The sequence below is a fragment of the Nonomuraea gerenzanensis genome, assembly GCF_020215645.1.
Lineage (GTDB): Bacteria > Actinomycetota > Actinomycetes > Streptosporangiales > Streptosporangiaceae > Nonomuraea > Nonomuraea gerenzanensis.
Window position 1 is genome coordinate 1,024,700 of record NZ_CP084058.1, and the last position, 21,735, is coordinate 1,046,434.

20 protein-coding genes and 1 pseudogene are annotated in these 21,735 nt (G+C 69.9%); 5 read left to right on the forward strand and 16 right to left on the reverse strand.

Going from position 1 to position 21,735, the window contains the following annotated elements; genetic code table 11:
- Window positions 1-84: 84 nt before the first annotated feature.
- The 6 genes from LCN96_RS05305 to LCN96_RS05330 form a co-directional block, all read right to left on the reverse strand.
- Complete coding sequence (locus tag LCN96_RS05305; RefSeq protein WP_225271440.1) at window positions 85-774, reverse strand: SRPBCC family protein; 690 nt, start codon at window positions 772-774, stop codon at window positions 85-87.
- Window positions 775-850: 76 nt separating this feature from the next.
- On the reverse strand, window positions 851-1,705 hold the full coding sequence (locus LCN96_RS05310; protein WP_225271441.1) for an FAD binding domain-containing protein: 855 nt from the start codon (window positions 1,703-1,705) through the stop codon (window positions 851-853).
- Window positions 1,702-4,035 carry a xanthine dehydrogenase family protein molybdopterin-binding subunit gene (locus tag LCN96_RS05315; protein WP_225271442.1) on the reverse strand — a complete coding sequence of 778 codons (2,334 nt, stop codon included), beginning with the start codon at window positions 4,033-4,035 and terminating at the stop codon, window positions 1,702-1,704. The genes LCN96_RS05310 and LCN96_RS05315 overlap by 4 nt, the downstream gene beginning before the upstream one ends.
- On the reverse strand, window positions 4,032-4,514 hold the full coding sequence (locus LCN96_RS05320) for a (2Fe-2S)-binding protein (RefSeq protein ID WP_225271443.1): 483 nt from the start codon (window positions 4,512-4,514) through the stop codon (window positions 4,032-4,034). The genes LCN96_RS05315 and LCN96_RS05320 overlap by 4 nt, the downstream gene beginning before the upstream one ends.
- Before the next feature lie 71 nt (window positions 4,515-4,585).
- Window positions 4,586-4,789: a hypothetical protein gene (locus tag LCN96_RS05325; RefSeq protein WP_225271444.1), complete on the reverse strand. Its 204-nt coding sequence runs from the start codon at window positions 4,787-4,789 to the stop codon at window positions 4,586-4,588.
- Entirely contained in the window at window positions 4,779-6,497 is a 1,719-nt protein-coding gene (locus LCN96_RS05330) for a PspC domain-containing protein (protein WP_311132218.1), read from the reverse strand. The genes LCN96_RS05325 and LCN96_RS05330 overlap by 11 nt, the downstream gene beginning before the upstream one ends.
- A gap of 3 nt (window positions 6,498-6,500) precedes the next feature.
- Here LCN96_RS05330 and LCN96_RS05335 point away from each other — a divergent pair, with 3 nt between their 5' ends.
- Both LCN96_RS05335 and LCN96_RS05340 read left to right on the forward strand, forming a co-directional pair.
- A complete protein-coding gene (locus LCN96_RS05335) occupies window positions 6,501-7,709 on the forward strand; it encodes an ATP-binding protein (RefSeq protein WP_225271446.1) in 1,209 nt (402 codons plus the stop codon).
- Window positions 7,706-8,338, forward strand: a complete 633-nt coding sequence (locus tag LCN96_RS05340; RefSeq protein ID WP_148443373.1) for a response regulator — start codon at window positions 7,706-7,708, stop codon at window positions 8,336-8,338. Before LCN96_RS05335 ends, LCN96_RS05340 begins: the two co-directional genes overlap by 4 nt.
- A 246-nt stretch (window positions 8,339-8,584) precedes the next feature.
- Here the strand turns inward: LCN96_RS05340 and LCN96_RS57340 are convergent.
- Window positions 8,585-9,052 (reverse strand): annotated as a pseudogene (locus LCN96_RS57340) (TIGR04222 domain-containing membrane protein); the annotation flags it as partial.
- Between the two features lie 156 nt (window positions 9,053-9,208).
- Between LCN96_RS57340 and LCN96_RS05350 the strand changes: the two are divergent.
- A complete protein-coding gene (locus LCN96_RS05350) occupies window positions 9,209-10,216 on the forward strand; it encodes a L,D-transpeptidase (RefSeq protein ID WP_225271447.1) in 1,008 nt (335 codons plus the stop codon).
- 108 nt (window positions 10,217-10,324) lie between these two features.
- On the opposite strand, the gene pcrA is transcribed toward LCN96_RS05350, so the two are convergent.
- Entirely contained in the window at window positions 10,325-12,556 is a 2,232-nt protein-coding gene (gene pcrA / locus LCN96_RS05355) for a DNA helicase PcrA (protein ID WP_225275927.1), read from the reverse strand.
- A gap of 124 nt (window positions 12,557-12,680) precedes the next feature.
- On the opposite strand from pcrA, the gene LCN96_RS05360 reads away from it, so the two are divergent.
- Window positions 12,681-13,400, forward strand: coding sequence for a PIG-L deacetylase family protein (locus LCN96_RS05360; protein ID WP_225271448.1), 720 nt, complete (start codon window positions 12,681-12,683; stop codon window positions 13,398-13,400).
- 206 nt (window positions 13,401-13,606) lie between these two features.
- On the opposite strand, the gene LCN96_RS05365 is transcribed toward LCN96_RS05360, so the two are convergent.
- From LCN96_RS05365 to LCN96_RS05390, 6 genes are all read right to left on the reverse strand, one after another.
- Window positions 13,607-14,035 carry a PIN domain-containing protein gene (locus LCN96_RS05365; RefSeq protein ID WP_225271449.1) on the reverse strand — a complete coding sequence of 143 codons (429 nt, stop codon included), beginning with the start codon at window positions 14,033-14,035 and terminating at the stop codon, window positions 13,607-13,609.
- Window positions 14,017-14,241 (reverse strand): type II toxin-antitoxin system VapB family antitoxin, encoded by a 225-nt coding sequence (locus tag LCN96_RS05370; RefSeq protein WP_225271450.1) that lies wholly within the window; start codon window positions 14,239-14,241, stop codon window positions 14,017-14,019. Before LCN96_RS05370 ends, LCN96_RS05365 begins: the two co-directional genes overlap by 19 nt.
- A 494-nt stretch (window positions 14,242-14,735) precedes the next feature.
- Window positions 14,736-15,584: a CPBP family intramembrane glutamic endopeptidase gene (locus LCN96_RS05375; protein WP_225271451.1), complete on the reverse strand. Its 849-nt coding sequence runs from the start codon at window positions 15,582-15,584 to the stop codon at window positions 14,736-14,738.
- A gap of 430 nt (window positions 15,585-16,014) precedes the next feature.
- Entirely contained in the window at window positions 16,015-16,272 is a 258-nt protein-coding gene (locus LCN96_RS05380) for a WhiB family transcriptional regulator (RefSeq protein WP_225271452.1), read from the reverse strand.
- 129 nt (window positions 16,273-16,401) lie between these two features.
- Window positions 16,402-17,070: a neutral zinc metallopeptidase gene (locus LCN96_RS05385; RefSeq protein ID WP_225271453.1), complete on the reverse strand. Its 669-nt coding sequence runs from the start codon at window positions 17,068-17,070 to the stop codon at window positions 16,402-16,404.
- Window positions 17,067-18,536 carry a glutamate--cysteine ligase gene (locus LCN96_RS05390; protein ID WP_225271454.1) on the reverse strand — a complete coding sequence of 490 codons (1,470 nt, stop codon included), beginning with the start codon at window positions 18,534-18,536 and terminating at the stop codon, window positions 17,067-17,069. Before LCN96_RS05390 ends, LCN96_RS05385 begins: the two co-directional genes overlap by 4 nt.
- A 296-nt stretch (window positions 18,537-18,832) precedes the next feature.
- On the opposite strand from LCN96_RS05390, the gene galE reads away from it, so the two are divergent.
- Window positions 18,833-19,828 carry a UDP-glucose 4-epimerase GalE gene (gene galE / locus LCN96_RS05395; RefSeq protein WP_225271455.1) on the forward strand — a complete coding sequence of 332 codons (996 nt, stop codon included), beginning with the start codon at window positions 18,833-18,835 and terminating at the stop codon, window positions 19,826-19,828.
- 108 nt (window positions 19,829-19,936) lie between these two features.
- Here galE and LCN96_RS05400 read toward each other — a convergent pair whose 3' ends face one another.
- Window positions 19,937-20,710, reverse strand: a complete 774-nt coding sequence (locus LCN96_RS05400; protein ID WP_225271456.1) for a hypothetical protein — start codon at window positions 20,708-20,710, stop codon at window positions 19,937-19,939.
- A 101-nt stretch (window positions 20,711-20,811) separates the two neighbouring features.
- Entirely contained in the window at window positions 20,812-21,693 is an 882-nt protein-coding gene (locus LCN96_RS05405) for a hypothetical protein (RefSeq protein ID WP_225271457.1), read from the reverse strand.
- Between the last annotated feature and the right edge of the window lie 42 nt (window positions 21,694-21,735).

Genomic DNA, 21,735 nt, shown 5'->3' on the forward strand with positions numbered 1-21,735 from the left:
GTCCTCCCCCTAGTTCCCCAGCGGGAGAGACACTTCCCCCAGCACGAGGGAAGCGTCCGGACTTTAGGGAGTATTTGCCGAAAATCAGCGCATAAGGCGACGTATAACCCAAATAACGACAATTAGTGCCGCGATGCCGCCCACGATGGGCGCCAGCCGCTTCAGCAGCGGCTGCCCGGCGATCTCCAGTAGGTCGAGCGCCTCCTCGTCGGGCGAACGCGAGGTCCGCAGCGTGCCCGCCGGGTGGAAGTCCTGCTCCGGCACCGCGCTGAGGTGCCGCTCCTCCTCCTGCCGCTCCTGAGTGGGGGCCACCTGCTCCACCGCGGGCTCCGAGAGCAGCTCCGCCAGGTTCGCGGCGAACTTCTCGATCAGCCTGCCGCCGACCTCGGCCATCACGCCCCGGCCGAACTGGGCGGGCCGCCCCGTGACGTTGAACGAGGTCTCCACGGTCACCAGCGTGGCCTCCTCGCGCGGCTCCATGCGCGCCCTGACCGTGGCGGAGGCCGTGCCTGAGCCCCTGGCCTCCTTGCCCGACGCCTGGATGGTGAGCGAGTAGGAGTCCTTGTCCACGTCCTCGAATCTGGCCGTGCCGCGATAGGTGACCGTGATCGGGCCGACCTTGACCTTCATCCTGCCGGTGAACTCGTCACCCTCGAAGATGTCCAGTGTCGCCCCGGGCAGGCACGGCGCGACCCGCTCGACGTCGAGCAACACGGCCCAGGCCTGCTCGACCGGTACAGGAACAGTGAACTCGTGCTCGAACCGCATCGCCATCGATCCGCTCCTTCTCCGATGCCAGTGACCCTACGACGGGGCGGGGGCGCCCCGGAAGAGGCACCCCCGCCACAGATCAGGGCGCGCCGGCCGCCGCTCGTACCGCGCGGTCGGTCAGCACCTTGGCCAGATGCCGGCGATAGTCCGGCTGGGCGTGCAGATCCGCCGGCGGCGCGGTGTCGGCCGCCGCCTCCGCACACGCCTGGCGCACCTGGTCGCCCAGCTCCACGCCCTGCAACGCGGTCTCGACGGCGTGCGCGCGCAGCGGCGTCGGGCCCATGTTCGTCAGCCCGATCCTGGCCTCGGCGATCGAGCCGTTCGAGCGCCTGACCGCCGCCGCCACGCCGACGATCGCCCACGCCTGCGCCGTCCGGTGGAACTTCTCGTAGTGGAAGCCCCAGCCCTCGCCCAGCTTCGGCACGCGCACCCCGGCCAGGATCTCGCCCTGCCGCAGCGACGACTCCAGGTAGTCGACGAAGAACTCGGCCGCCGGGATCTCCCGCTCCCCGCCCGCCGAGGCCGCCACGAACACCGCGTCCAGCGCCAGCGCCACGGCCGGCAGGTCACCCGCCGGGTCCGCGTGCGCCAGCGAGCCGCCGAACGTGCCCCGGTGCCGGATCGCCGGGTCGGCCACCTGCGCCGCCGCCAGCGCCAGCAGCGGGCAGCCCGCCGTCACGACGGGAGAGCGCATGACCTCGTCGTGCGTGGCCATCGCGCCGATGTAGACGTGGTCGCCGCGGTCGTGCACCCCCTTCAGGTCGGCCAGCCGGCCGAGGTCCACCAGCTTCGACGGGTACGCCAGCCGCAGCCGCAGGAACGGCAGCAGCGACTGCCCGCCCGCCAGCACCTTGGCGTCCTCGTCCGAGCCGAGCTCCTGGCACGCCTCGGCGATCGAGCCCGGCCGGACGTAGTCGAACTGCGCGGGAATCATCGCCGTGCTCCTTCCAGGGCTCTCCAGACACGTTCCGGCGTGCAGGGCATCTGGACGTCGACGACGCCGCGCGGCCGCAGGGCGTCCACGATCGCGTTCACCACGGCCGGGGTCGAGGCGATCGTGCCCGCCTCGCCGACGCCCTTGACGCCCAGCGGGTTGCTGGTCGCCGGGGACTCGGTCCTGTCCAGGGCGAAGTCCGGCAGGTCGGCGGCCGACGGGAGCAGGTAGTCGGCCATCGTGGCGGTCAGCAGGTTGCCGTCGGCGTCGTACACGGCCTCCTCGAACAGGGCCTGCGCGATGCCCTGGGCGATACCGCCGTGCAGCTGGCCGTCCACGATCAGCGGGTTGACGACCTTGCCGACGTCGTCCACCGCCACGTACGAGCGGATCTTGACCATGCCCGTGTCGGTGTCGACCTCCACGGCGCACAGGTGGGTGCCGTGCGGGAAGGAGAAGTTCTCCGGGTCGAACGTGACGTCGGAGTCGAGCCGCGCCTCCACCCCCTCCGGCAGGTCGTGCGCCGCGAACGCGGCCAGCGCCAGCTCCTGGATGCTCTTCTGCGAGCCGGTGCCCCGCACCGTGAACGCGCCCGCCTCGAACTCCAGGTCGTCCGGCGAGCATTCGAGCACGTGCGCGGCCAGCTTGCGGGCCTTGTCCCTGACCTTGTCGCACGCCTTGAGCACCGCGATGCCGCCGATGGTCAGGGAGCGCGAGCCGTAGGTGTCCAGCCCCTTGGGCGAGATCGCCGTGTCGCCGTGCAGCACCGTGACGTCCTCGAACGGCACGCCCAGCGCGTCGGCGACGATCTGGCTCCACGCCGTCACGTGCCCCTGGCCGTGCGGCGAGCTGCCCGTCACGACCTCCACCTTGCCCGTGGGCAGCACCCGCACCGAGCCGTGCTCCCAGCCGCCCGCGCCGGCGTTGTTGTCGCCGAACCACCGCGACGGGCCCAGCCCGCACATCTCCGTGTACGTGCTCACGCCGATCCCGAGCTGCACGGGGTCGCCCCTGTCACGCCGGTCGTTCTGCTCGGCCCGCAGCTTGTCGTAGCCGAACAGGGCCATCGCCCGCTCCGTCGCCGCCTCGTAGTTGCCCGAGTCGTAGGTCAGGCCGGAGATCGTGGTGAAGGGGAACTCCTCGTGCCTGATCCAGTTGCGCCGCCGCACCTCCAGCGGGTCCATCCGCAGCTCGGCCGCCAGCTCGTCCATCATCCGCTCGATGCCGAACGTGGCCTCGGGCCGCCCCGCGCCCCGGTAGGCGTCCGTCGGCATCTTCGTGGTGAACACGCCCGTGCAGGCGAACTCGTAGGCGTCCATCTTGTAGATGGCGTTGAACATCTGCGCCCCGAGCAGCGGGACCGCCGGCGTCAGCAGCACCAGGTAGGCGCCCATGTCGGCCAGCAGCTCCACCTGCAGCCCGCGGATGCGGCCGTCGGCGTCGGCAGCCAGCCGCAGGTGCTGGATCTGGTCACGGCCGTGGTGCACCGTCAGGTTGCCCTCCGAGCGCGACTCCGCCCACTTCACCGGCTTGCCCAGCTTGCGCGCCAGCAGCAGGCACAGCACCTCCTCCGCCGTGACCTGCAGCTTCGAGCCGAAGCCGCCGCCCACGTCGGGGGCCACCACGCGGAGCTTGTGCTCGGCGACGCCGGTGACCAGCGCCAGCATGGTGCGCAGGATGTGCGGGATCTGGGTGGACGTCCACATCGTGAACGAGTCGCCGTCGGTGTCGCACAGCACCGCCCGCGGCTCCATCGCGCTCGGGATCAGCCGCTGCTGCACGAACGTGCGGTCGATCACCACGGGCGCGTCCCTGAACGCCGCGTCCAGGTCGCCCGAGGTCGTCCGGTACGTGAAGGCCCGGTTGCCCGACTCGTGCACCCGGGCGCTGGAGTCGCCGAGTGCCTCGTTCATGTCCAGCACCGCGGGCAACTGCTCGTAGTCGACCTCGATCGCCTCCAGGGCGTCCGCCGCGCGGTACCGGTCGGTGGCCACCACGCACGCCACCGCCTCGCCGACGTAACGCACCTCGGAGACCGCCATCGGCGGGTGGTCGGGCACGACCGTGTCGCCGCTGCGCGGCCACGCGCACGGCAGGCTGCCCTGCTCGGCCTCGAAGTCCTGGCCGCTGAAGGCCGCCACCACCCCCGGCAGGCCGCGCGCCCCCGACACGTCCACCCTGGTGATCCTCGCGTGCGCCATCGGGCTGCGCAGGAACATCACGTGCAGCGTGCCCGGCCGCGAGAGGTTGTCGGTCCACTGCGTGCGCCCCGTCAGCAGCCTGGCGTCCTCTTTCCGCCTGCGGGGCCTGCCTACTTCCTGCGTGGTCATGGCGTTCTCACCGCCTGGCCCATCTCCTGCGCGCCCCTGCGTACCGCGCGCACGATGTTGCAGTATCCGGTGCAGCGGCAGAGGTTGCCCTCCAGGCCCTGCCTGATCGTCTCCTCCGATGGGTCCGGATCGTCCCTGAGCAGGTCGATCGCGGCCATGACCATGCCCGGCGTGCAGTAGCCGCACTGCAGCGCGTGCTCTTCGTGGAAGGCCTGCTGCATCGGATGCAGGGAGCCGTTGGCGCCCAGGCCCTCGATCGTGACGACGTCGCAGCCGTCGGCCTGGACGGCGAGCACCGAGCAGCTCTTGGCGCTCTTGCCGTCGATCATGACCGTGCAGGCACCGCAGTTGCTGGTGTCGCAACCGATGGGGGTGCCGGTCTTGCCCAGGCGTTCTCGTAGTAGATGGACGAGCAGGAGCCGCGGCTCGACGTCCTCCTCGTACTGGATACCGTCGACAGTGACGGTGATGCGGGGCATACGTCCTCCCTCAGGAGCAGGGGGAAAGGCGGACACTCCGAACCTACGCCGGTGTTTTTCCCGGTCAAGGGTTACTTACCGCGGACCACCCGCGCGACGATCGCCACCAACCCCGCGCAGGCCAGTCCCAGCACCAGCACCCCGATCAGGACCAGCGGATCCGTGATCGCGCGAGTCACCACCAAGATGCCCAGCACGACGAAGAGCAGGCCGCTCAGCAGGGCCATCCAGTCCGTCCGGTGCAGGCGACGCGGCCGCTCGACCTCACGCGGCACGCCGCACCTCCATGTCGCCGAAGCCGCCCTTCAGGTCGAGCTTGATGGTGGCGGGCCTGCCCTGCGGCTTCACCTCGGGCTCCAGCACCTTGCTCGTGCGAACGTCCACGCCGCCCCTGAGCGACTGGTCGATCACGATGTCACCGATCTTGTTGCTGGCCGTCACCTCGACCCGGGCCGTCGGTGGCACGATCACCACCAGCTCGCCGGCCGAGATCGTGGCCTTGACCGTCACGTTCGACCCCGGTGGCAGCTGCAGCTCCGACAGGTCCAGCTGGCCGTCGCCCACCCCCACGTCGAAGAGCGTGCTCGCCTCAGCGATCGTGGTCGGCGTCCATTCCGCCGGGCCGATGTTGCGCGGCACGCCGCCGAGCATCAGCCCCATGCCCACCATCAGCGTCACCGCCGTGCCCGCCGCCACCAGGCCCGCGCCGCGGCCCCACCAGGCGGCCACCAGCAGCCCGGCGCCGATCGTGATGAGCATGGCGCCGCCGACGATGGTCGGGCTCACTCCCGCCGCTGACCTGGATTGCACGGCCACGACGATCCCTCCGATGATCACTGCCAGCAGGATGGTGATGAGGCCGATGTACGACTTCGGGCGCCGTCGTTTCGGCACGGGGCGGGCGTACAGGCTGGGGTCGTACGGTGAATAGCCGGGTCGCCTGGCGGGATCCAGGGGCTGGTAGGGGCCGTTCGGGGCGAACGGCTCGCCGAGGCTGCCGTAGGGGATGGAGTGCTGGGCGGTGATCGCGTACGGGGACACGGGCTCGTCGTCGGGCCGGGCTCGCCGCTCCGACTCGGGCGCTCGTGCGGTCGGCTGCGGGGCGGCCTCGCTCGCGTGCGCCGCTTCCAGTGCGTCTGCGCGTGCCTGTGCCGCCTCCGGCGTGTCCGTGTGTGCCTGAGCCGCTTCGGGGGTGTCCTTGTGTGTATGGGCCGGTTCGGGCGTGGCTGCGTGTGCTTGGGCCACTCCCGGCACGTCCCGGTGTGCTCGGGTGGCGGTTGTCTCCGGCGCCGCCGCCTCTTCGGGCACGCCCGCCACCGTCTCCTGCCGGGCCGGCGAGCCCTGGGGAGCGGCGGGAGCGCGGACGGGGGCGGGCGGCGCGGCGCTCTCGTACGAGGCGGCGGGCCGCTCCGCACCCGGCCGGCGGCTCAGCCGCTCCGGCATCGACCGGGCCAGAGCCCGCAGATCGACCCCGCTGGCGTGCGCGGCCAGCAGCGACACGGCCAGGAACACCCCCACCACCAGCGTCCCCGTGTCGAGCCACACCGTCGCCAGGTTGATCGCCAGCCCGAAGCCCAGCACCGCCGTCAGCAGCGCCATCACGGCCTCGGCGTCGAAGTCGCGCCGCGTCCACTGCTCGATGATCCCCGGCCGCCCGTTCGGCTCCTTCATGAGCAGGAACGCCGCCAGGTAGAGGAACAGCCCGATGCCGGAACCGAGCAGGAGCACCGCGAAGCCCACGCGGAACACCACGGGGTCGATGCCGGTGTGCCGCCCCAGGCCCGCGCACACTCCCATGAGAATGCGTCCCTCGCTGCTGCGTCGCAGCTCCCGGGGGGGAGAGGCCGGCTGCCTGGGCGGAGCTTCTGTCATGCCTACCATCGTGGACCTACGCGTGCGCTGCTCGCATCCGGGACACCCCTGACCCGACCCGGGGGTTGTTCCCTGATGCCCGTATGGCCCTCGACGTGTGACCATGGCCATGTTATGGCAGACCAGAAGACACTCGCCGAGCAGAGCGGCGACAGGCCCTACCGCCGGATGATGCGCCCCATGGACGGGCGCCTGCTCGGCGGTGTCGCCCAGGGGCTGGCAGCGCAGCTCAAGCTTGATCCGGTGGTGATCAGGCTGATGTTCGTGCTGCTCACCGTCGTCCAGGGGGCGGGCGCGGTGGCGTACGCCGTGATGTGGATGGTCACGCCGCGCGAGCCGCACGAGGGGCAGGCGCCGCAGCGCGACTGGAGCCAGCTCGCCGCGTTCAGCGCGATCGGGGCGGCGCTGTTCTCCTTCGGCTGGCTGACCGGGGCCAACCAGGGCGGCATCGGCCTGCTGCCGTTCGCGGTGGGCGGGATCGGCGCGCTGATCCTCTGGCAGCAGGCCGATCCGGAACGCCGCAGCAGCTGGGTGAGCGGCGCCTCGCGCAGCATGAGCAAGAACCGGGTGCGCACGCTCGTCGGCATCACCCTGGTCGTGGTCGGCGCGACCGGCTTCCTGGCCGCGGAGGGCGAGCTGCCCCAGGTCAGAGACAGCCTGCTGTTCACCGTCGTGGTCGTCGGCGGCCTGCTCGTCATCGCCGCGCCCTGGCTGGCCGGGCTGTGGAAAGAGCTGCAGCTGGAGCGGCGCGAGCGCATCAGGCAGGAGGAGCGGGCCGAGGTGGCCGCCATGGTGCACGACTCGGTGCTGCACACGCTCACCCTCATCCAGCGCGTCGCCCACGACCCCCGTGAGGTCTCCCGCCTGGCCCGCTCCCAGGAGCGCGAGCTGCGCAACTGGCTCTACCAGCCGAAACAGGACGCCGACGCCACGGTGGCGGCGGCCGTGCGCAGGATCGCCGCCGAGGAGGAGGACGCGCACGGCGTGCCCATCGAGGTCGTCTGCGTCGGCGACATCGCCCTCGACCCGACCGGCAAGCTGGCCGCGATGCTGAAGGCGTCCCGGCAGGCGATGGTCAACGCGGCCAAATACTCTGAGAGCCCGTCCATCTCCGTCTACGCGGAAGTAGAGGGTGAAGAGGTCACGATTTTCGTGAAGGATCGGGGCAAGGGGTTCGACCTCGAGGCGGTGCCGCTCGACAGGATGGGGATCAGGGAGTCCATCATCGGGAGAATGGAACGTCACGGAGGCACGGCCAGGGTGCGTACCGAGCCCGGTGAGGGCACGGAAGTGATGTTGACGATGAAGGTGGAGAAGGCATGACGCGCGTACTGATCGTCGATGACCACCGGTTGTTCCGATCGGGCGTGCGCGCCGAGCTGGGCGACTCGATCGAGGTCGTCGGCGAGGCCGAGGACGTCGAGACGGCGGTCCAGGCGATCGCCGCGCACCAGCCTGACGTGGTCCTGCTCGACGTGCACATGCCCGGCGGCGGTGGCCAGGAGGTGCTGCGCCGGGTGCTGGGCTCCGGCTCCCAGGTGCGGTTCCTGGCGCTTTCCGTCTCGGACGCGGCCGAGGACGTCATCGGCGTGATCAGGGGCGGCGCCCGCGGCTACGTCACCAAGAACATCAGCGGCAAGGAGCTGACCGACGCCATCAACCGGGTGGCCGACGGCGACGCGGTGTTCTCGCCGCGGCTGGCGGGCTTCGTGCTCGACGCGTTCGCCTCGTCGGAGGCGCCGTCCATCGATCCCGAGCTCGACTCGCTGACGCAGCGGGAGCGGGAGGTGCTGCGGCTGATCGCGCGGGGGTACGCGTACAAGGAGATCGCCAAGGAGCTGTTCATCTCGGTCAAGACCGTGGAGACGCACGTGTCGTCCGTGCTGCGCAAGCTGCAGCTCTCCAACCGTCACGAGCTCTCCCGCTGGGCCACCGCCCGGCGGCTCGTCTGATCTCTCCGGCGTCAGCCTGGAGCGCCACGGCGATCGGCTCCGCCGCGCGGTGCCCGGTTCGTGCCTGTTCGAGGGCTTCCCTGGCCGAGGCTGGCGGGTGACGCGGAACCTGAGCCAGTGACGTTCTTCCCGCACCTTCGCGCCCCCGTAGGTGGCGATCGAGATGATCAACGCGGGCGCCGGCCACAGGGTCAGCTCGTTCAGCATCATGACGGCGCACGCCGCCACGCCACCGGCGACCGCGGCCCACTGTGACCACTCCAGGCGCAGCGTCAGGGCGTCCGCCCGGGTGAAGGTGCGCGGCCCGGGCACCAGCCCCAGGCCGGCGAGGCGGTCCCGCAGCGCGTCCATCGCGGGGGTGAAGCGCAGCTCCGCGCCGAGGCGGCGCAGGCGCAGGCCGGGGTTGGCGTGGGCGATGCCGAGCGCGGTGTCCTCCAGAGGATCGTCGCGGTCGTCGGCCGGGCGCGTCCGGTGGAGGCTGCCGCCACGGGAGACCCGCAGGTCACCGGATGCCGCCAGCACGGTGACCACTGTCTGCGCGACGCGCTCCGGGCCGTCCGCCAGATAGGCCGGCTCGTACGGGGTCAGGCCGCGCGGCGGCGGGACACTGCCGGCGGCGCGGACGGCGGCGTGCTCCCTGTCGAGTGACCAGGCGGTGTGCAGCGCGAGCGCGGCCAGGACGACCACGAAGGACAGCAGGGCGCCGACGGTCATCCGCACCTCCGAGCGGCCCAGCCGGGTGCCTGGTTTTAACCAAGATAACCCGAATTTGGACCGTTACAGGATAGTTATCGTGCTTTCGCGCACGAATCAGTGCTCTCAGTTGTCACACAAGGAGGTAGTCGAAGCACGAAGTCCAGGAGTAACCCCTTGAAGCGCGTCACCCGGATGCTTCCGGCACTGGTCGCACTGGTCGCCGCGACGGCGTGCGCGGCGGAGAGCGCCCCCGTCCCCCAGGCCACGGCCCAGGCCCAGGTCACGAGTCAGGCCACCACCGTCCCCGCTGCTGCTGCGGCGGCGGCCCCGACCCCGGCCCCCACGCCGACCCCTTCCGTCCCCGCGGGGAAGAAGATCAAGGTCGGCATCGCGGACATCACTCCCATGGGGGAGAAGACCGAGAAGGTGGGCGTCGGCTTTCCGATCATCGTCACGTTCGACCGTGACGTGAAGGACAAGGCGGCCGTCGAGGCGGTGCTGGACGTCGAGTCGGAAGAGGCGCACGAGGGCGCGTGGCGCTGGGTGTCCGCCCGCAAGGTCATCTATCGGACGAAGACGTACTGGAAGCCGTACCAGAAGGTGCTCTTCACCGCGCGACTGTCGGAGCTGCCCGGCAACACCGGCGCCAAGAACGTCTCCCGCCGGTTCGCCGTCGGCGCGAAGAACATCTCCGTGGTCGACACCCGCAAGCACACGATGAAGGTGTACCGCAACGGCAAGCTGGCCAAGAAGATCCCGATCAGCGCCGGCAAGGGCGGGCTGATCAGGAACGGCGTGGACGTCTACCTGACCACCAGCGGCGTGCACCTGACCATGGGCAAGAAGGCCGTGGAGACCATGACCTCCTCCTGGATGGGCGTGACGGATCCGAAGGACCCGCGCTACTACAAGGAGGAGATCCCGTGGGCGGTGCGCATCTCCGACAGCGGTGAGTACGTCCACCAGAGCGCCGGCTACTACCAGTACCTCGGCAACTCCAACCAGAGCCACGGCTGCGTCCGCGCCACCCCGGCCGGTGCCAAGTGGTTCTACACGATCGCGCAGCGCGGCGACGTCGTGAAGATCACCGGCACCAAGCGCAAGCTCCAGTGGAACAACGGCTGGAGCTACTGGCAGCTCAACTGGACCCAGTGGAAGAAGGGCAGCGCGCTGAAGAGCTGAGCCGCCCCCTCCCGAGGGCCGGGAGCCGACGGCCGACCTCCTGGACGGAGGCCGGCCCCCGAAGACCGAGGGCCGCTTCCCCGCAGGGAAGCGGCCCTCTGCCAGCTCTCAGAGCTTCTCCAGCGGCGCGTACGCCAGCAGCAACGTCTTCTCCCCGCCACTCCCGAAGTCGATCTTCACCTTGGTCTTCTCCGCGACTCCGTCCACGGACACCACCGTGCCCAGCCCGAACGCGTCGTGCGAGACCCGGTCACCGGGCGCCAGCGAGGGCACCTTGCGCCCGCCGCCGGACGCGCTCTTGGCCGGGGCGGCCTGGCGGGCCGGCTCGCGCCGCGTGGCCGCGCTCCACGCCGACTTCTCGGGGTCGGTGCGCCACTCCATGAGCTGGTCGGGCACCTCGTTGACGAAGCGGGAGGCGGGATTGAACGACGGCGCGCCCCACGAGCTGCGTACGGCCGCCCGCGTGATGTAGAGCCGCTGCTGCGCCCGCGTGATGCCGACGTAGGCCAGCCGCCGCTCCTCCTCCAGCTCCTTGGGCTCACCCAGCGAGCGGACGTGCGGGAACACGCCGTCCTCCATGGCCGTCAGGAACACGACGGGGAACTCCAGGCCCTTGGCGGTGTGCAGGGTCATCAGCGTGACCACGCCCTGCCCGCCGTCGGTGTCGGGGATCTGGTCGGCGTCGGCCACCAGCGACACCTGCTCCAGGAACTCCACCAGCGTGCCCTCGGGGTTGGCCTCCTCGAACTCGGAGGCCACGGAGATGAGCTCGTTGAGGTTCTCCAGGCGGGACTCGTCCTGTGGGTCCTCGGAGGCCTCCAGCTCGGCGCGGTAGCCGGTGGCCACCAGCACCTCCTCGGCCAGCGCCGACGGCGGCATGCCCGCGCCCTTGGCGATCAGCTCCTCGATCAGCGCGACGAACTCCTTGACCGCGTTGAGCGAGCGCGTGGCCATGCCGTACGCCTCGTCGGCCCGGCGCAGCGCGTCCCAGAACGTGATGTTCTCGCGGGACGACAGCACCTCGATCGCGGCCTCGGCCCGGTCGCCGATGCCGCGCTTGGGCACGTTCAGGATGCGCCGCAGCGACACCACGTCGGCCGGGTTGGCCAGCACGCGCAGGTAGGCCAGCAGGTCCTTGACCTCCTTGCGCTCGTAGAAGCGCACGCCCCCGACCACCTTGTACGGCAGGCCGGTGCGGATGAAGATCTCCTCGAACACGCGGGAGGCGGCGTTGGTGCGGTAGAAGACCGCGACCTCGCCCGGCTTGACGCCCTCCTCGTCGCTGAGCCGGTCGACCTCCTGGGCCACGAACATGGCCTCGTCGTGCTCGTTGTCGGCCACGTACCCGACGATCTTGGGACCGTCGCCCTGGTCGGACCAGAGGTTCTTCGGCTTGCGCGACTCGTTGCGCGCGATCACGGCGTTGGCGGCGGCCAGGATGTTCTGGGTGGAGCGGTAGTTCTGCTCCAGCAGGATCGTGCGGGCGTCGGGGTAGTCGCGCTCGAACTCCAGGATGTTGCGGATCGTCGCGCCACGGAAGGCGTAGATGGACTGGTCGGCGTCACCCACCACGCACAGCTGCGACATGTCGGCGCCCGAGCGCACCAGCTCGCCGTCGTCGGTGCGCAACTCGGGATGCCCCACCAGCTCCCTGATCAGGATGTACTGGGCGTGGTTGGTGTCCTGGTACTCGTCGACCAGCACGTGCCTGAACCGCATCCGGTAGTGCTCGGCCACGTCGGGGAAGAGCTGGAACAACGTCACCGTGTTCATGATGATGTCGTCGAAGTCCATCGCGCCGGCCTCGGTCAGCTTGAGCTGGTAGGCCTTGTACGCCTGCGCGAGCGTCTTCTCCAGGTGCGAGCCCGCCTTGTCGAGCGCGGTCTCATAGTCGATCAGCTCGTTCTTGAAGTTGCTGACCTGCGCCGAGAACGAGCGCGGCGGGTAACGCTTCGGGTCGAGCTCCATCTCCCTGCACACCATGGCCATGAGCCGCTGCGAGTCGGCCTGGTCGTAGATCGAGAAACTGGACGGGAACCCCAGCCGCTTGGCCTCGCGCCGCAGGATGCGCATGCAGGCGCTGTGGAACGTCATCACCCACATCGCCTTGGAGCGCGGCCCGACGAGCTTGTCGATGCGCTCCTTCATCTCCCTGGCGGCCTTGTTGGTGAAGGTGATCGCCAGGATCTCGCCCGGATGCACCTCCCGCTCGGCCAGCAGGTACGCGATGCGGTGCGTGAGCACCCGCGTCTTGCCCGACCCCGCTCCGGCCACGATGAGCAGTGGACTGCCATGATGGATCACGGCCTCGCGCTGCTGCGGGTTGAGGCCATCGAGCAAGGGGTGGTCAACAGAGACTTGGGTCGGCACCCACCTAGGTTAAGACGCTCCACCGACAATCGGCGCCCGGAATGCCGCCGACGGGGTTCCGGTTGTCCTCCACGAAAGGTCCGAAAGGGGAGTCATGCTGCCGGAGAGCGAGATCAACCGCGTACTCGTCGTGACCGCCCACCCCGACGACGCCGACTTCGGTGCCGCCGGAAGCGTGGCGTTGTTCGTGGACAGGGGCGTGGAGGTCACGTACCTGCTGGTCACCGACGGTGACGCGGGCGGGAACGAGCGTAACTTGGACAACTCCGGCATGGCGGAGCTACGCAGGACCGAGCAGCTGGCCGCCGCCAAGGCCGTCGGCGTGACGGACGTGCGCTTCCTCGGCTACCCGGACGGCCAGGTGGTGCCCTCGCTGGAGCTCAGGCGGGCCATCGCCAGGGTGATCCGGCAGGTCAGGCCCGACCTCGTCATCACCCACCACCCCGACCGAAACTACCAGTTCATCGCCCCCAGCCACCCTGACCACCGCGCCGTGGGCGGCGCGACCCTGGACGCGGTCTACCCGGACGCGCGCAATCCGTACGCGTTCCCGGAGCTGATCAAGGAGGAGGGACTGGAGGCGTGGACCGTACGTGAGGTGTGGCTGAACGGCGGCTCCACGCCGAACCATTGGGTGGACATCACCGAGTCCATGGACCGCAAGCTCGCGGCCTTGCAGTCACATGTGAGTCAGGTTTCACACGTGGAAGGCTTCATCGACTTCGTCAGGAGCCGCTTCGCCGCCTGGGCCGAGCAGGCCGGGCTCGGCGAGGGCCGCTACGCGGAGGGCTTCCAGGTGGTCCCGACGGCCTGAGCCGTTGTGACGACCCGGGCCTTCGCGACGGCCCTTCGTGACGGCCCTTCGTGATGACCGCCTTCGTGGCGGCCTTCGTGACAGCCTGGGCCGTTGTGACAGCCTTTGTTAGGACCTGAGCCTTCGTGAGACGACCTGAACCTTCGTGAGACAACCTGAACCTTCGTGAGACGACCTGAGCCTTCGTGAGGCTCCCGGCCGCCCCGCTATGGCACCGAGCCGGGCGGCACCACCCACAACGACGGTTGCCCGGTCACCTCCGAGATGATGTCGAAGGAGTGCCCGTAGTGCAGGATCGTCGCCCCGTGCACCTCGGCACAGGCGGCGATCAGCAACTCGGTCGGCCCGATCCCGCGATGCTGGGAGATCTCGACGAGCTGCCGCTGCACCGCCATCGCCCGCGCCTGCACCTCCTGGTCCACCGGCAGCAGGATGCACTGCCGCTGGGCATGCAGGATGCGCTGGTAGTGGGCGTAGTCGCGGGCGCTGTAGAGCACCTCCAGGTCGACGACGCTGCACGTCGCCACGGTCCGCGCCGCGAACAGCGGCTGCAGCGCCTTGGCGATCACGTCGCTGACCCGGATGCGCGACAGGGCGCTCTTGTCGAGGAGATACATCAGTCCTGTCGTTGCCACGCAGGCTTCATGATCTCCGGATCCAGCAGATCCGGGCTCCCCTCCGTGCGCCAGAACTCGAACGCTCTGATCGCACATACTCTTTCCGCGTCCCTGTCGACGACCGCCCGCAGCGCGGCGTGGACCGTTTCTCTCATGGTCGGCGTGCCCAGCGTCTGCTGGGCCGCCTCCATGAGCTCCTTGTCGATGTCGATTACCGTACGCATGCAGCAGCACCTCCGTACCTCCGGCTTTTTCGTGATGTTGGGGAGGCGCGCAGTCCCAGGGGGCGCGACCTTGAAAACAGGCGCCTCGGAGACGTTAAGGCCTACGGCGGCCCAGGCCACAGGCTCGTTCGGAGGCGGGGGAGAAAATGATGCCGCAGGGCGAAAACCTTCATCCCGCGCTAGTTGAATGATTCACCCGGAGGGTGGGCTGTGCTCACGTTGTGTGGTGGCAAATGGGGGGTGGGTGGGGCGGATCGTTTTATTCTGGGTGGGGTGTGTGAAGGCAGGGCTCGAACCTGAGCTCGTGCTGGGGGTTGTGCCCACACCGCCGCCGCGCCCGCGCCCGCGCCCGCGCCCGCGCTCGCGTCGTGCCCACGCCGACCCGTGCCCCGCCGCGCCGCGCCGTCGTGGCCGTGCTGCGCCCGAGTCCGAGCTTCAGACTGTGCTGGCGCCTGCGCGAAAGCCCGCGCTTGAGCCCGCTCCTTAGCCGAGCTTCAGCCGGAGCCCGAGCCCGAACCGGAGCCCGAGCCGGAGCCCGAGCCGGAGCCCGGGCCGGAGCCGGAGCCCGAACCGGAGCCCGAGCCGGAGCCCGGGCCGGAGCCGGAGCCCGAACCGGAACCGGAACGGAGGGCGGGACCGGCGTTGGGGTTTGGGTCGGTGCCGGGCAGTTTGGCTGCGATCCGGGCGAAGGCATAACCAAGAGAGTTGGTGGCCAGATGCAGCATGACGGGGGTCAGAAGGCCGCGATGGCGCCGCAGCTCGCAGAACAGCACCCCAGCCGCCGCCGTGGACACCACACTCCCCGCCACGACCCGCGCGGTGTCCAGATGCGCAGGGGATTCACCCGCAGTCAGGGCACCCAGAGCGGGATTGGCGCGGGCCATGTCGATGGCCGGCAGGATGTGCCAAAGCCCGAACAGAGCCGACGAAACCGCCGTGGCCGTGGCCGTGCCGTGCCGACGCCGCAACATGCCGTACAACGCGCCCCGGAACCCCACCTCCTCCAGCAGCACCGTGCCCAACGGGACCTGCAGCAACGCCTCCTCCAGAACGCGGGCGCGCGAGAGCGACAGGGCGCGGTCGTCATGGAAGAGCGGCCTGGTACGGGGCATGGCGACGCCCGCCGTGTAGACCCCGGCCACCGCCAGCACCAAGGCACCACCGGCGACGGCCCCACGCCGGCCGTGCTCGAAACCGAGATCCTCCCATGACACCCCGGACCTGCGGGCCATCGCGACCAGCGCGGCCGTGGCGACGGTGGAGGTGAGCGGGCCCAGGCGTGGGGCGATCTTGTTGTTGAGGATGTTGGCAGCGGTGAGGACGGCGATCGAGCGCAACAGCACCCTTGCAGGCTACGTCCCATCCCGATCGCCCGCCCCACACCCAGCACCCGGCCCCTCGTCCCGCACCCGAGGACCCGGCAGCCGAAAGCCGACATCCGACCACCGGCTTGGTACGCGACCGCCCCGCACCCGACCGCCCAGGTAGGCGACCGTCCGGTCTGCCGCCTGAGCGTCCGTGCCTGAGCGTCCGTGCCTGAGCGTCCGCCCCCAAGCACCTGCGCCTGAGCGTCCGCGCCCGGGCGCCCGCCCCCAAGGACCCGGGCCCGAGCGCCCGCTCTCGCCGCGAGCGTCCGCTCTCGGCACCTGAGCGATGGGCCTCGGAACGCAAGCAACCCCTGCCCGCGCAGTCAGGCCTGGCATCGCTGAGCCCCAGCATCGCTCAGCCCCGGACCTACCACCCAGCAGCCGGCCTTGGCAAGGTTGCCGGGTGTCAGGAGGCGGCCGGGCGGCGCCAGCCTTCCGGGAAGCGGGTGCGGCGACGTTCCTCCGGGGTCAGGCCGCCCCAGATGCCCTCAGCCTCGCCGGCGCGTAAGGCGTAGGAGCGGCACTCCTCCACCACCTGGCAGGTCGCGCACACCGCCTTGGCGCGGGCCTCCTGCAGTGGGGTGGGGGCGAGGGGGAAGAAGAGGTCGGGGTCGCTGGATCTGCATGCGCCCCTGCGCAGCCAGCTGATCTCCTCCGGTGCCATGGGTTAAAGGTAGGGCGTGGCCATGATCGATGACATCATCCTGGGGGTTGACCTGTAGATACGACCCCAGGGTTGATCGGGCTCGTAGTCGTACGTCCTCAGCGGGTTCCGCCGGGTGTTCGCGGGCCCTCAGCAGGCACCCACCCCGTCCCGGTAGCCGCGCACGAACGAGATCTGCCGCTGCTCCGCCGTCCCGTGAGCCGCCGGGTTGAGCCAGTCGTCCGTCGGGTCGCCCGCCGCCGCGAGGCTCGCGAACAGTTCGTTCTCGTCGCCTTCGTCCGTCGTCAGCACGCCCGAGCTGACCAGCGCGGACAGGGCGCCTCCCGCGTAACAGTCCGCCTGGAGCTCCATCTGGACGTTCAGGGTGAAGTCGGTACGGAGCTGCGCCTGGATGGCGTGGCCGAGCTCGTGCGGGATGATGACATAGACGGCCCCGTCGCCCATGTCGTTCCAGAGCCCCTGCATCCAGTCCTGGTCGAAGGCGATGAAGTGGCCGAGCGGGCAGTAGAAGGCGTTGTTCGGGACGGCGGGCTCGCCGCCGCAGCTCGGGCCGGCGCTGCCCGAGTACGGGATGAAGTCGCTGATGGGCCGATAGGTGCGGCCGAGTTGCTGGAACTGGCCGTTCCAGAACTCCTCCGTCAGCGTGCGCGCGGTGACGATGTCGTCCTCGAACGAGTCGGCACCCCTCGTGTCCATGGACGGCGGCCGGGCGAGGCCGCAGGCGGCTGCCAGGGTGATGACGGCCAGACCGGCGAACAGCCTGGTGAGCTTGGGCAGGGCACGGGTCACGGGCTTCACACGTCCCAAGTGTGTACGGGTTCGTTGGTGTGCATGCGCTCGATGTACTCCAGTGTCATGCCCCGCAACGCCTCGTGCCGATCACCGGAGCCGGCCTGCGCGCGTACCCGATCCACCTGCCAGTTCGCGCCCGTGCGGCCGGCCAGGCAGCGGCCCTCGATGATGGACAGCAGCCGGTCGGCGACCGGCCCGTGCACGCCCCACCTGGCCAGCCCGTCGTGGGCCATGGGCAGCAGCCGGCGCAGGATCAGCTCGGAGGCCGGCACCTCGCCCAGCCCCGGCCAGTACAGCCGCGCGTCCAGCCCGTGCCGCGCCGCCGCCGCGAGATTGTCCTCGGCCGCCCTGAACGACATCTGGCTCCAGACCGGCCGCTCGTCGTACGGCAGCACGCGCATCAACCCGTAGTAGAACGCCGCGTTGGCCGCGATGTCGGCCACGGAGGGCCCGGCGGGCAGCACCCGGTTCTCCACGCGCAGGTGCGGCACGCCGTTCACCACCGCGTATACCGGGCGGTTCCAGCGGTAGACGGTGCCGTTGTGCAGGGTCAGCTCGTGGAGGTGGGGGACGCGGCCGCGTTCGAGCTCGGCGCGCGGGTCCTCCTCGTCGCAGAGGGGCAGCAGAGCCGGGTAGTAGCTGACGTTCTCCTCGAACAGGTCGAAAACGCTCGTGATCCACCGCTCCCCGAACCACACCCTGGGCCGCACCCCCTGCGCCTTCAGCTCCGCCGGGCGGGTGTCCGTGGCCTGCTCGAACAGCGTGATCCTGGTCTCCCTGTGCAACTCCTTGCCGAACAGGTACGGCGAGTTCGCGGCCACCGCCACCTGGGCACCCGCGATGGCCTGGGCGGCGTTCCAGTGCGCGGCGAACGTCTCGGGGCTCACCTGCAGGTGGAGCTGGACGCTCGTGCACGCGGCCTCGGGGGCGACGCTGTCGGCGTGGGTGTCGAGGCGTTCGACGCCCTCGATGGCCAGGTGGAGGTCCTCGCCCCTGGCTGCGAAGATCTGCTCGTTGAGCAGGCGGTAGCGGGGGTTCGCGGAGAGCGTGCCCTCGCCGATGTCCTGCTCGCGCAGTGTGGGCAGGATGCCGATCAGGGCCAGGTGGCCGCCTTCGGAGCGGGCGCGTTCCTCGGCGTGGTTGAGCCGGGCCCTGACGTCGTTCTCCAGGCGCAGCGCCCCGTCGCCTGTCAGGGTCTGGGGCTCGATGTTGATCTCGATGTTGAACTGGCCCAGCTCCGTCGCCCAGTCCGGTTGCGCGATCGCGGCGAGCACCTCGGCGTTGCGCATGGCGGCCTCGCCGTGCTGGTCGACGATGTTGAGCTCGATCTCCAGGCCTGCGAGGGGGTGTTCGAACTCGAAGCGTGATTCGCGCAGCATCTGGGCGAAGACGTCGAGGCATCGGTGGACCTTTTCCCGATATTTGCGGCGGTCTTCTCGGCTGAACACGACCACTGGCACGTCCCTGCCCATAGGTGGAAATGTCGCACGTGGAGGGCGGCTAGGCCAGAGTGTGAATGGCATTGGGTGGTTTGGGGTGGGCGGGGAGGGATGCAGGGGCAGGTCCGGTCCGGCGCGGGGTTGGCTGGGCTGTGCCGCGGCGGATGCCTTGGCGCCGTTGTGCGGGTGGTGCGCTGGGTGGCGGGTGGGCGGTCATGGGGCGGTGTGCGAGCCCGGCTGGGTGTGTGGGAGCCCCGCGCTGATCGGACCCTTGCGGAGTTATCCACAGGCTGCACTCACCTACGGTCCCGGATGGCTAGGGTTCAGGAATGCGCGTTTTGATTACCGGCGGGGCGGGTTATATCGGCAGCACGATCGCGTCGGCGTGTCTGGATGCGGGGATCGATCCCGTCATTCTGGACAGCCTCGTGACAGGACGGCGGGAGTTCGCCGAAGGCCGGCTGTTCTATGAGGGCGATATCAGCGACGGCACGCTGATTGACAAGGTATTCGCGGAGAATCCCGATATCGAGGCAGTCATCCACTGCGCGGCTCTCATCGTGGTCCCCGACTCCGTGGCCGACCCCATCGGCTACTACCGCGCGAACGTCACCAAGAGCCTGGAGTTCGTCGACCACCTGCTCCGTAACGGCTGCACTCGGATGATCTTCAGCTCCTCGGCGTCGATCTACCGCGCCGGTGCCGACCACACGGTGACCGAGGAGTCCCCGCTCGACCCCCAGAGCCCGTACGCGCGTACGAAGGCGGTCTGTGAAGGCATGTTCGCCGACATCGCCGCCAGCCGTCCCCTTCGGATCCTGTCCCTGCGCTACTTCAACCCGATCGGTGCCGATCCGCAGCTGCGCACGGGGTTGCAGCTGCGCCGGCCCAGTCACGCCCTGGGCAAGATGATCGAGGCGTACGAGGACCGCGTGCCGTTCCAGATCACCGGCACCGAGTGGCCCACGAGCGACGGCACCGGCATCCGCGACTACATCCACGTGTGGGATCTGGCCACCGCGCACGTGGCGGCGCTGCGGCGCTTCGACGAGCTGGAGGTCGGGGTGATCAACCTGGGCACCGGTGCGGGCACCACCGTGCGTGAGCTGGTCGACACCTTCAACCGCGTGGTCGACCGGCCCATCGAGGTGGTCGAGGCGCCGGCTCGTCCGGGTGATGTGGCCGGCGCCTACACCCGTAGTGATCGGGCCGGGCGGCTGCTGGGGTGGCAGGCCCACTACTCGATCGAGGAGGGGATCAGGCACTCGTTGCAGTGGGCGGGCGTCCGGGATTCCAGGCTGGGGTCGGACGCCGGGGCTGCGTGAGGAGGTATCGAGGGCGGGGCGCCCCTGAGCAGGGGTGCCCCGACAGGGCGGCGAGGGCATCGTCGTACGGCGACGCCCTCGCGCGCAGCGGTGTTCCTGGGCAGCGACCTACCGACGAAGGGCGGCCACCGCATCATCGGTGACCTCCAGCCGCTCCTGGAGGGTCTCCGCGTACAGGGATTCCAAGACCTTGTCGAAGTCCTCCACCTCATCCTCCGGCGGATGCGTGATCGTGACCGCCTGCCCCCACCCGCTGTACCTGCTCTCGGTGTACACCGAAGAGCCACGCGCCCCGGGCTTGTCCTCGGTGCGGAAGCGGACGGGCAGCCCGGTGGAGTCGGTGCTCAACCGGAAGCCGTAGTCGGCAAGGGTCCGGCCGCGCACGAGCTTGTTCGCCTGCTCGCGCGTCACCGCGCCGCGATGGACCCCGTCGCGTACGGACGTGACGTGCGACAGCAGCCCCTTGAGCTGCGGCAGCCGCAGGACATCGACAGGCTGGAGCTCGGTGCGGATCTCCTCCGCGCTGCCCGACATGCGCACCCACGACTTGCCCTGGGGCAGAGTCTCGCTCCGCACATACAGGTCCTGCCCCACGGTGCGGTAGTGCAGGGTCGTCGGCTTCTTCTCGGACAGGTTCTCCCAGTAGGTCACCTCGGAGGCGACGACGCCCGACCGGCCGAACGCGTACGTGCCGGTGACCCGGATGTACGTCGTCTTCTTCTTGTCCTTGTCCTCCAGGACGAGCGCCTCGGAGAACTTCACCCCGTGCCCCGGCACGAACTGCTGCCTCACGGCCCGTACCGGATCGGGGGCCGCCGCATGGGCGGGCGCCGCGCCGGCCACGATCGCGGCGGCCACCGCCGCCGCCAGCGCCTTCTTCATGCACGTCCTTACGAATGCCGCACGCTGTCAAGAAGCCGCACGTCGTCAAGAAAAGAGCGAGTCCTCTCCCGCGGGCAGCGGAAGAGGACTCGATCGTCGAATCAGCCGGCGATGCTGCCCAGCGGCAGTTCGAGGGTCTCGGAGATGTCGTCCTCGCCGTCCTTGAACTTGGTGGCGACCTCGTCCGCAGGCGGAGCCTTGATCGACACCGCGGAGCCCCAGCCGGTGTAGCTGGTGTCCACGCTGACGGTCCCCTTGCCGCCGGCGCCGAGCACCGACATCGGGAACGTGGCGACCACCCGGGTGGGCAGGCCGGCCTTGTTCACGGTGATCCGCCAGCTGATCGCGCTCTTCTGCGCCTTGGCGGAGGGCTTGTCGACCCAGGAGGCGCGCAGCCAGGGCGACGCCTTCCACAGGTCGCGGACCAGCGTCTTGCCCGCGTAACCGCTGCCCGTGGTCTTGGCGCCCTTGAGCAGGGTCTTGACCGTGGCGGGCTCGGCGAGGTTCAGCGGCTGGCCGAAGGAGCCGAGCAGGCCGCCGGTGGGGCCGTTCGGCGCCTTGAACCAGGTCTTGCCCTCGGGCATCATCGTCGCCCAGATGTTGCCCGAGATGTAGGCCGTGGTGCCGATCCTGATCGTGCGCTCCGGCTGGGCCATCGCCTTGAGCATGGCGGCGAGCTCGGCGTTCTCAGGGTCCTCGTCGAGGCCCTCGAGGTCGCTTGCCTTGATGTTCAGCTTGGCGGTGATGTCGGAGGCCGCGATGCCCGACTTCTTGAACTGGAACGTGCCCGAACGGCGCACGAACACCTCGCGCACGTCGCCGTCGCTCACGATCGTGCGCTCGGTGAACTTCACGCCCTTGCCGGCGACGAGCTGCTTCTTGACGGCCACCACCGGGTCCTTGGGCGCTGCGGCCAGCGCGGGTGTGGCGGTCACCAACGCGGCGGTCGTGGCTAACGCCACGCCCGTCAGGATTCGCTTCATGCGGATTGTCCTTAGTGATGTCGAGGGGGAACGGGGGCCGGC

What these genes read in the sequence shown, in the direction of transcription:
- LCN96_RS05340 (WP_148443373.1), top strand. Translation starts at nt 7,706, where the DNA reads ATGACGCGCGTACTGATCGTCGATGACCACCGGTTGTTCCGATCGGGC.
- LCN96_RS05405 (WP_225271457.1), bottom strand. Translation starts at nt 21,693, where the DNA reads ATGAAGCGAATCCTGACGGGCGTGGCGTTAGCCACGACCGCCGCGTTG.
- LCN96_RS05370 (WP_225271450.1), bottom strand. Translation starts at nt 14,241, where the DNA reads ATGCGTACGGTAATCGACATCGACAAGGAGCTCATGGAGGCGGCCCAG.
- LCN96_RS05320 (WP_225271443.1), bottom strand. Translation starts at nt 4,514, where the DNA reads ATGCCCCGCATCACCGTCACTGTCGACGGTATCCAGTACGAGGAGGAC.
- LCN96_RS05360 (WP_225271448.1), top strand. Translation starts at nt 12,681, where the DNA reads ATGCTGCCGGAGAGCGAGATCAACCGCGTACTCGTCGTGACCGCCCAC.
- LCN96_RS05390 (WP_225271454.1), bottom strand. Translation starts at nt 18,536, where the DNA reads ATGGGCAGGGACGTGCCAGTGGTCGTGTTCAGCCGAGAAGACCGCCGC.
- LCN96_RS05400 (WP_225271456.1), bottom strand. Translation starts at nt 20,710, where the DNA reads ATGAAGAAGGCGCTGGCGGCGGCGGTGGCCGCCGCGATCGTGGCCGGC.
- LCN96_RS05330 (WP_311132218.1), bottom strand. Translation starts at nt 6,497, where the DNA reads ATGGCCATGGTCACACGTCGAGGGCCATACGGGCATCAGGGAACAACC.
- LCN96_RS05310 (WP_225271441.1), bottom strand. Translation starts at nt 1,705, where the DNA reads ATGATTCCCGCGCAGTTCGACTACGTCCGGCCGGGCTCGATCGCCGAG.
- LCN96_RS05380 (WP_225271452.1), bottom strand. Translation starts at nt 16,272, where the DNA reads ATGGCACCGGAGGAGATCAGCTGGCTGCGCAGGGGCGCATGCAGATCC.
- LCN96_RS05305 (WP_225271440.1), bottom strand. Translation starts at nt 774, where the DNA reads ATGGCGATGCGGTTCGAGCACGAGTTCACTGTTCCTGTACCGGTCGAG.
- galE (WP_225271455.1), top strand. Translation starts at nt 18,833, where the DNA reads ATGCGCGTTTTGATTACCGGCGGGGCGGGTTATATCGGCAGCACGATC.
- LCN96_RS05315 (WP_225271442.1), bottom strand. Translation starts at nt 4,035, where the DNA reads ATGACCACGCAGGAAGTAGGCAGGCCCCGCAGGCGGAAAGAGGACGCC.
- LCN96_RS05335 (WP_225271446.1), top strand. Translation starts at nt 6,501, where the DNA reads ATGGCAGACCAGAAGACACTCGCCGAGCAGAGCGGCGACAGGCCCTAC.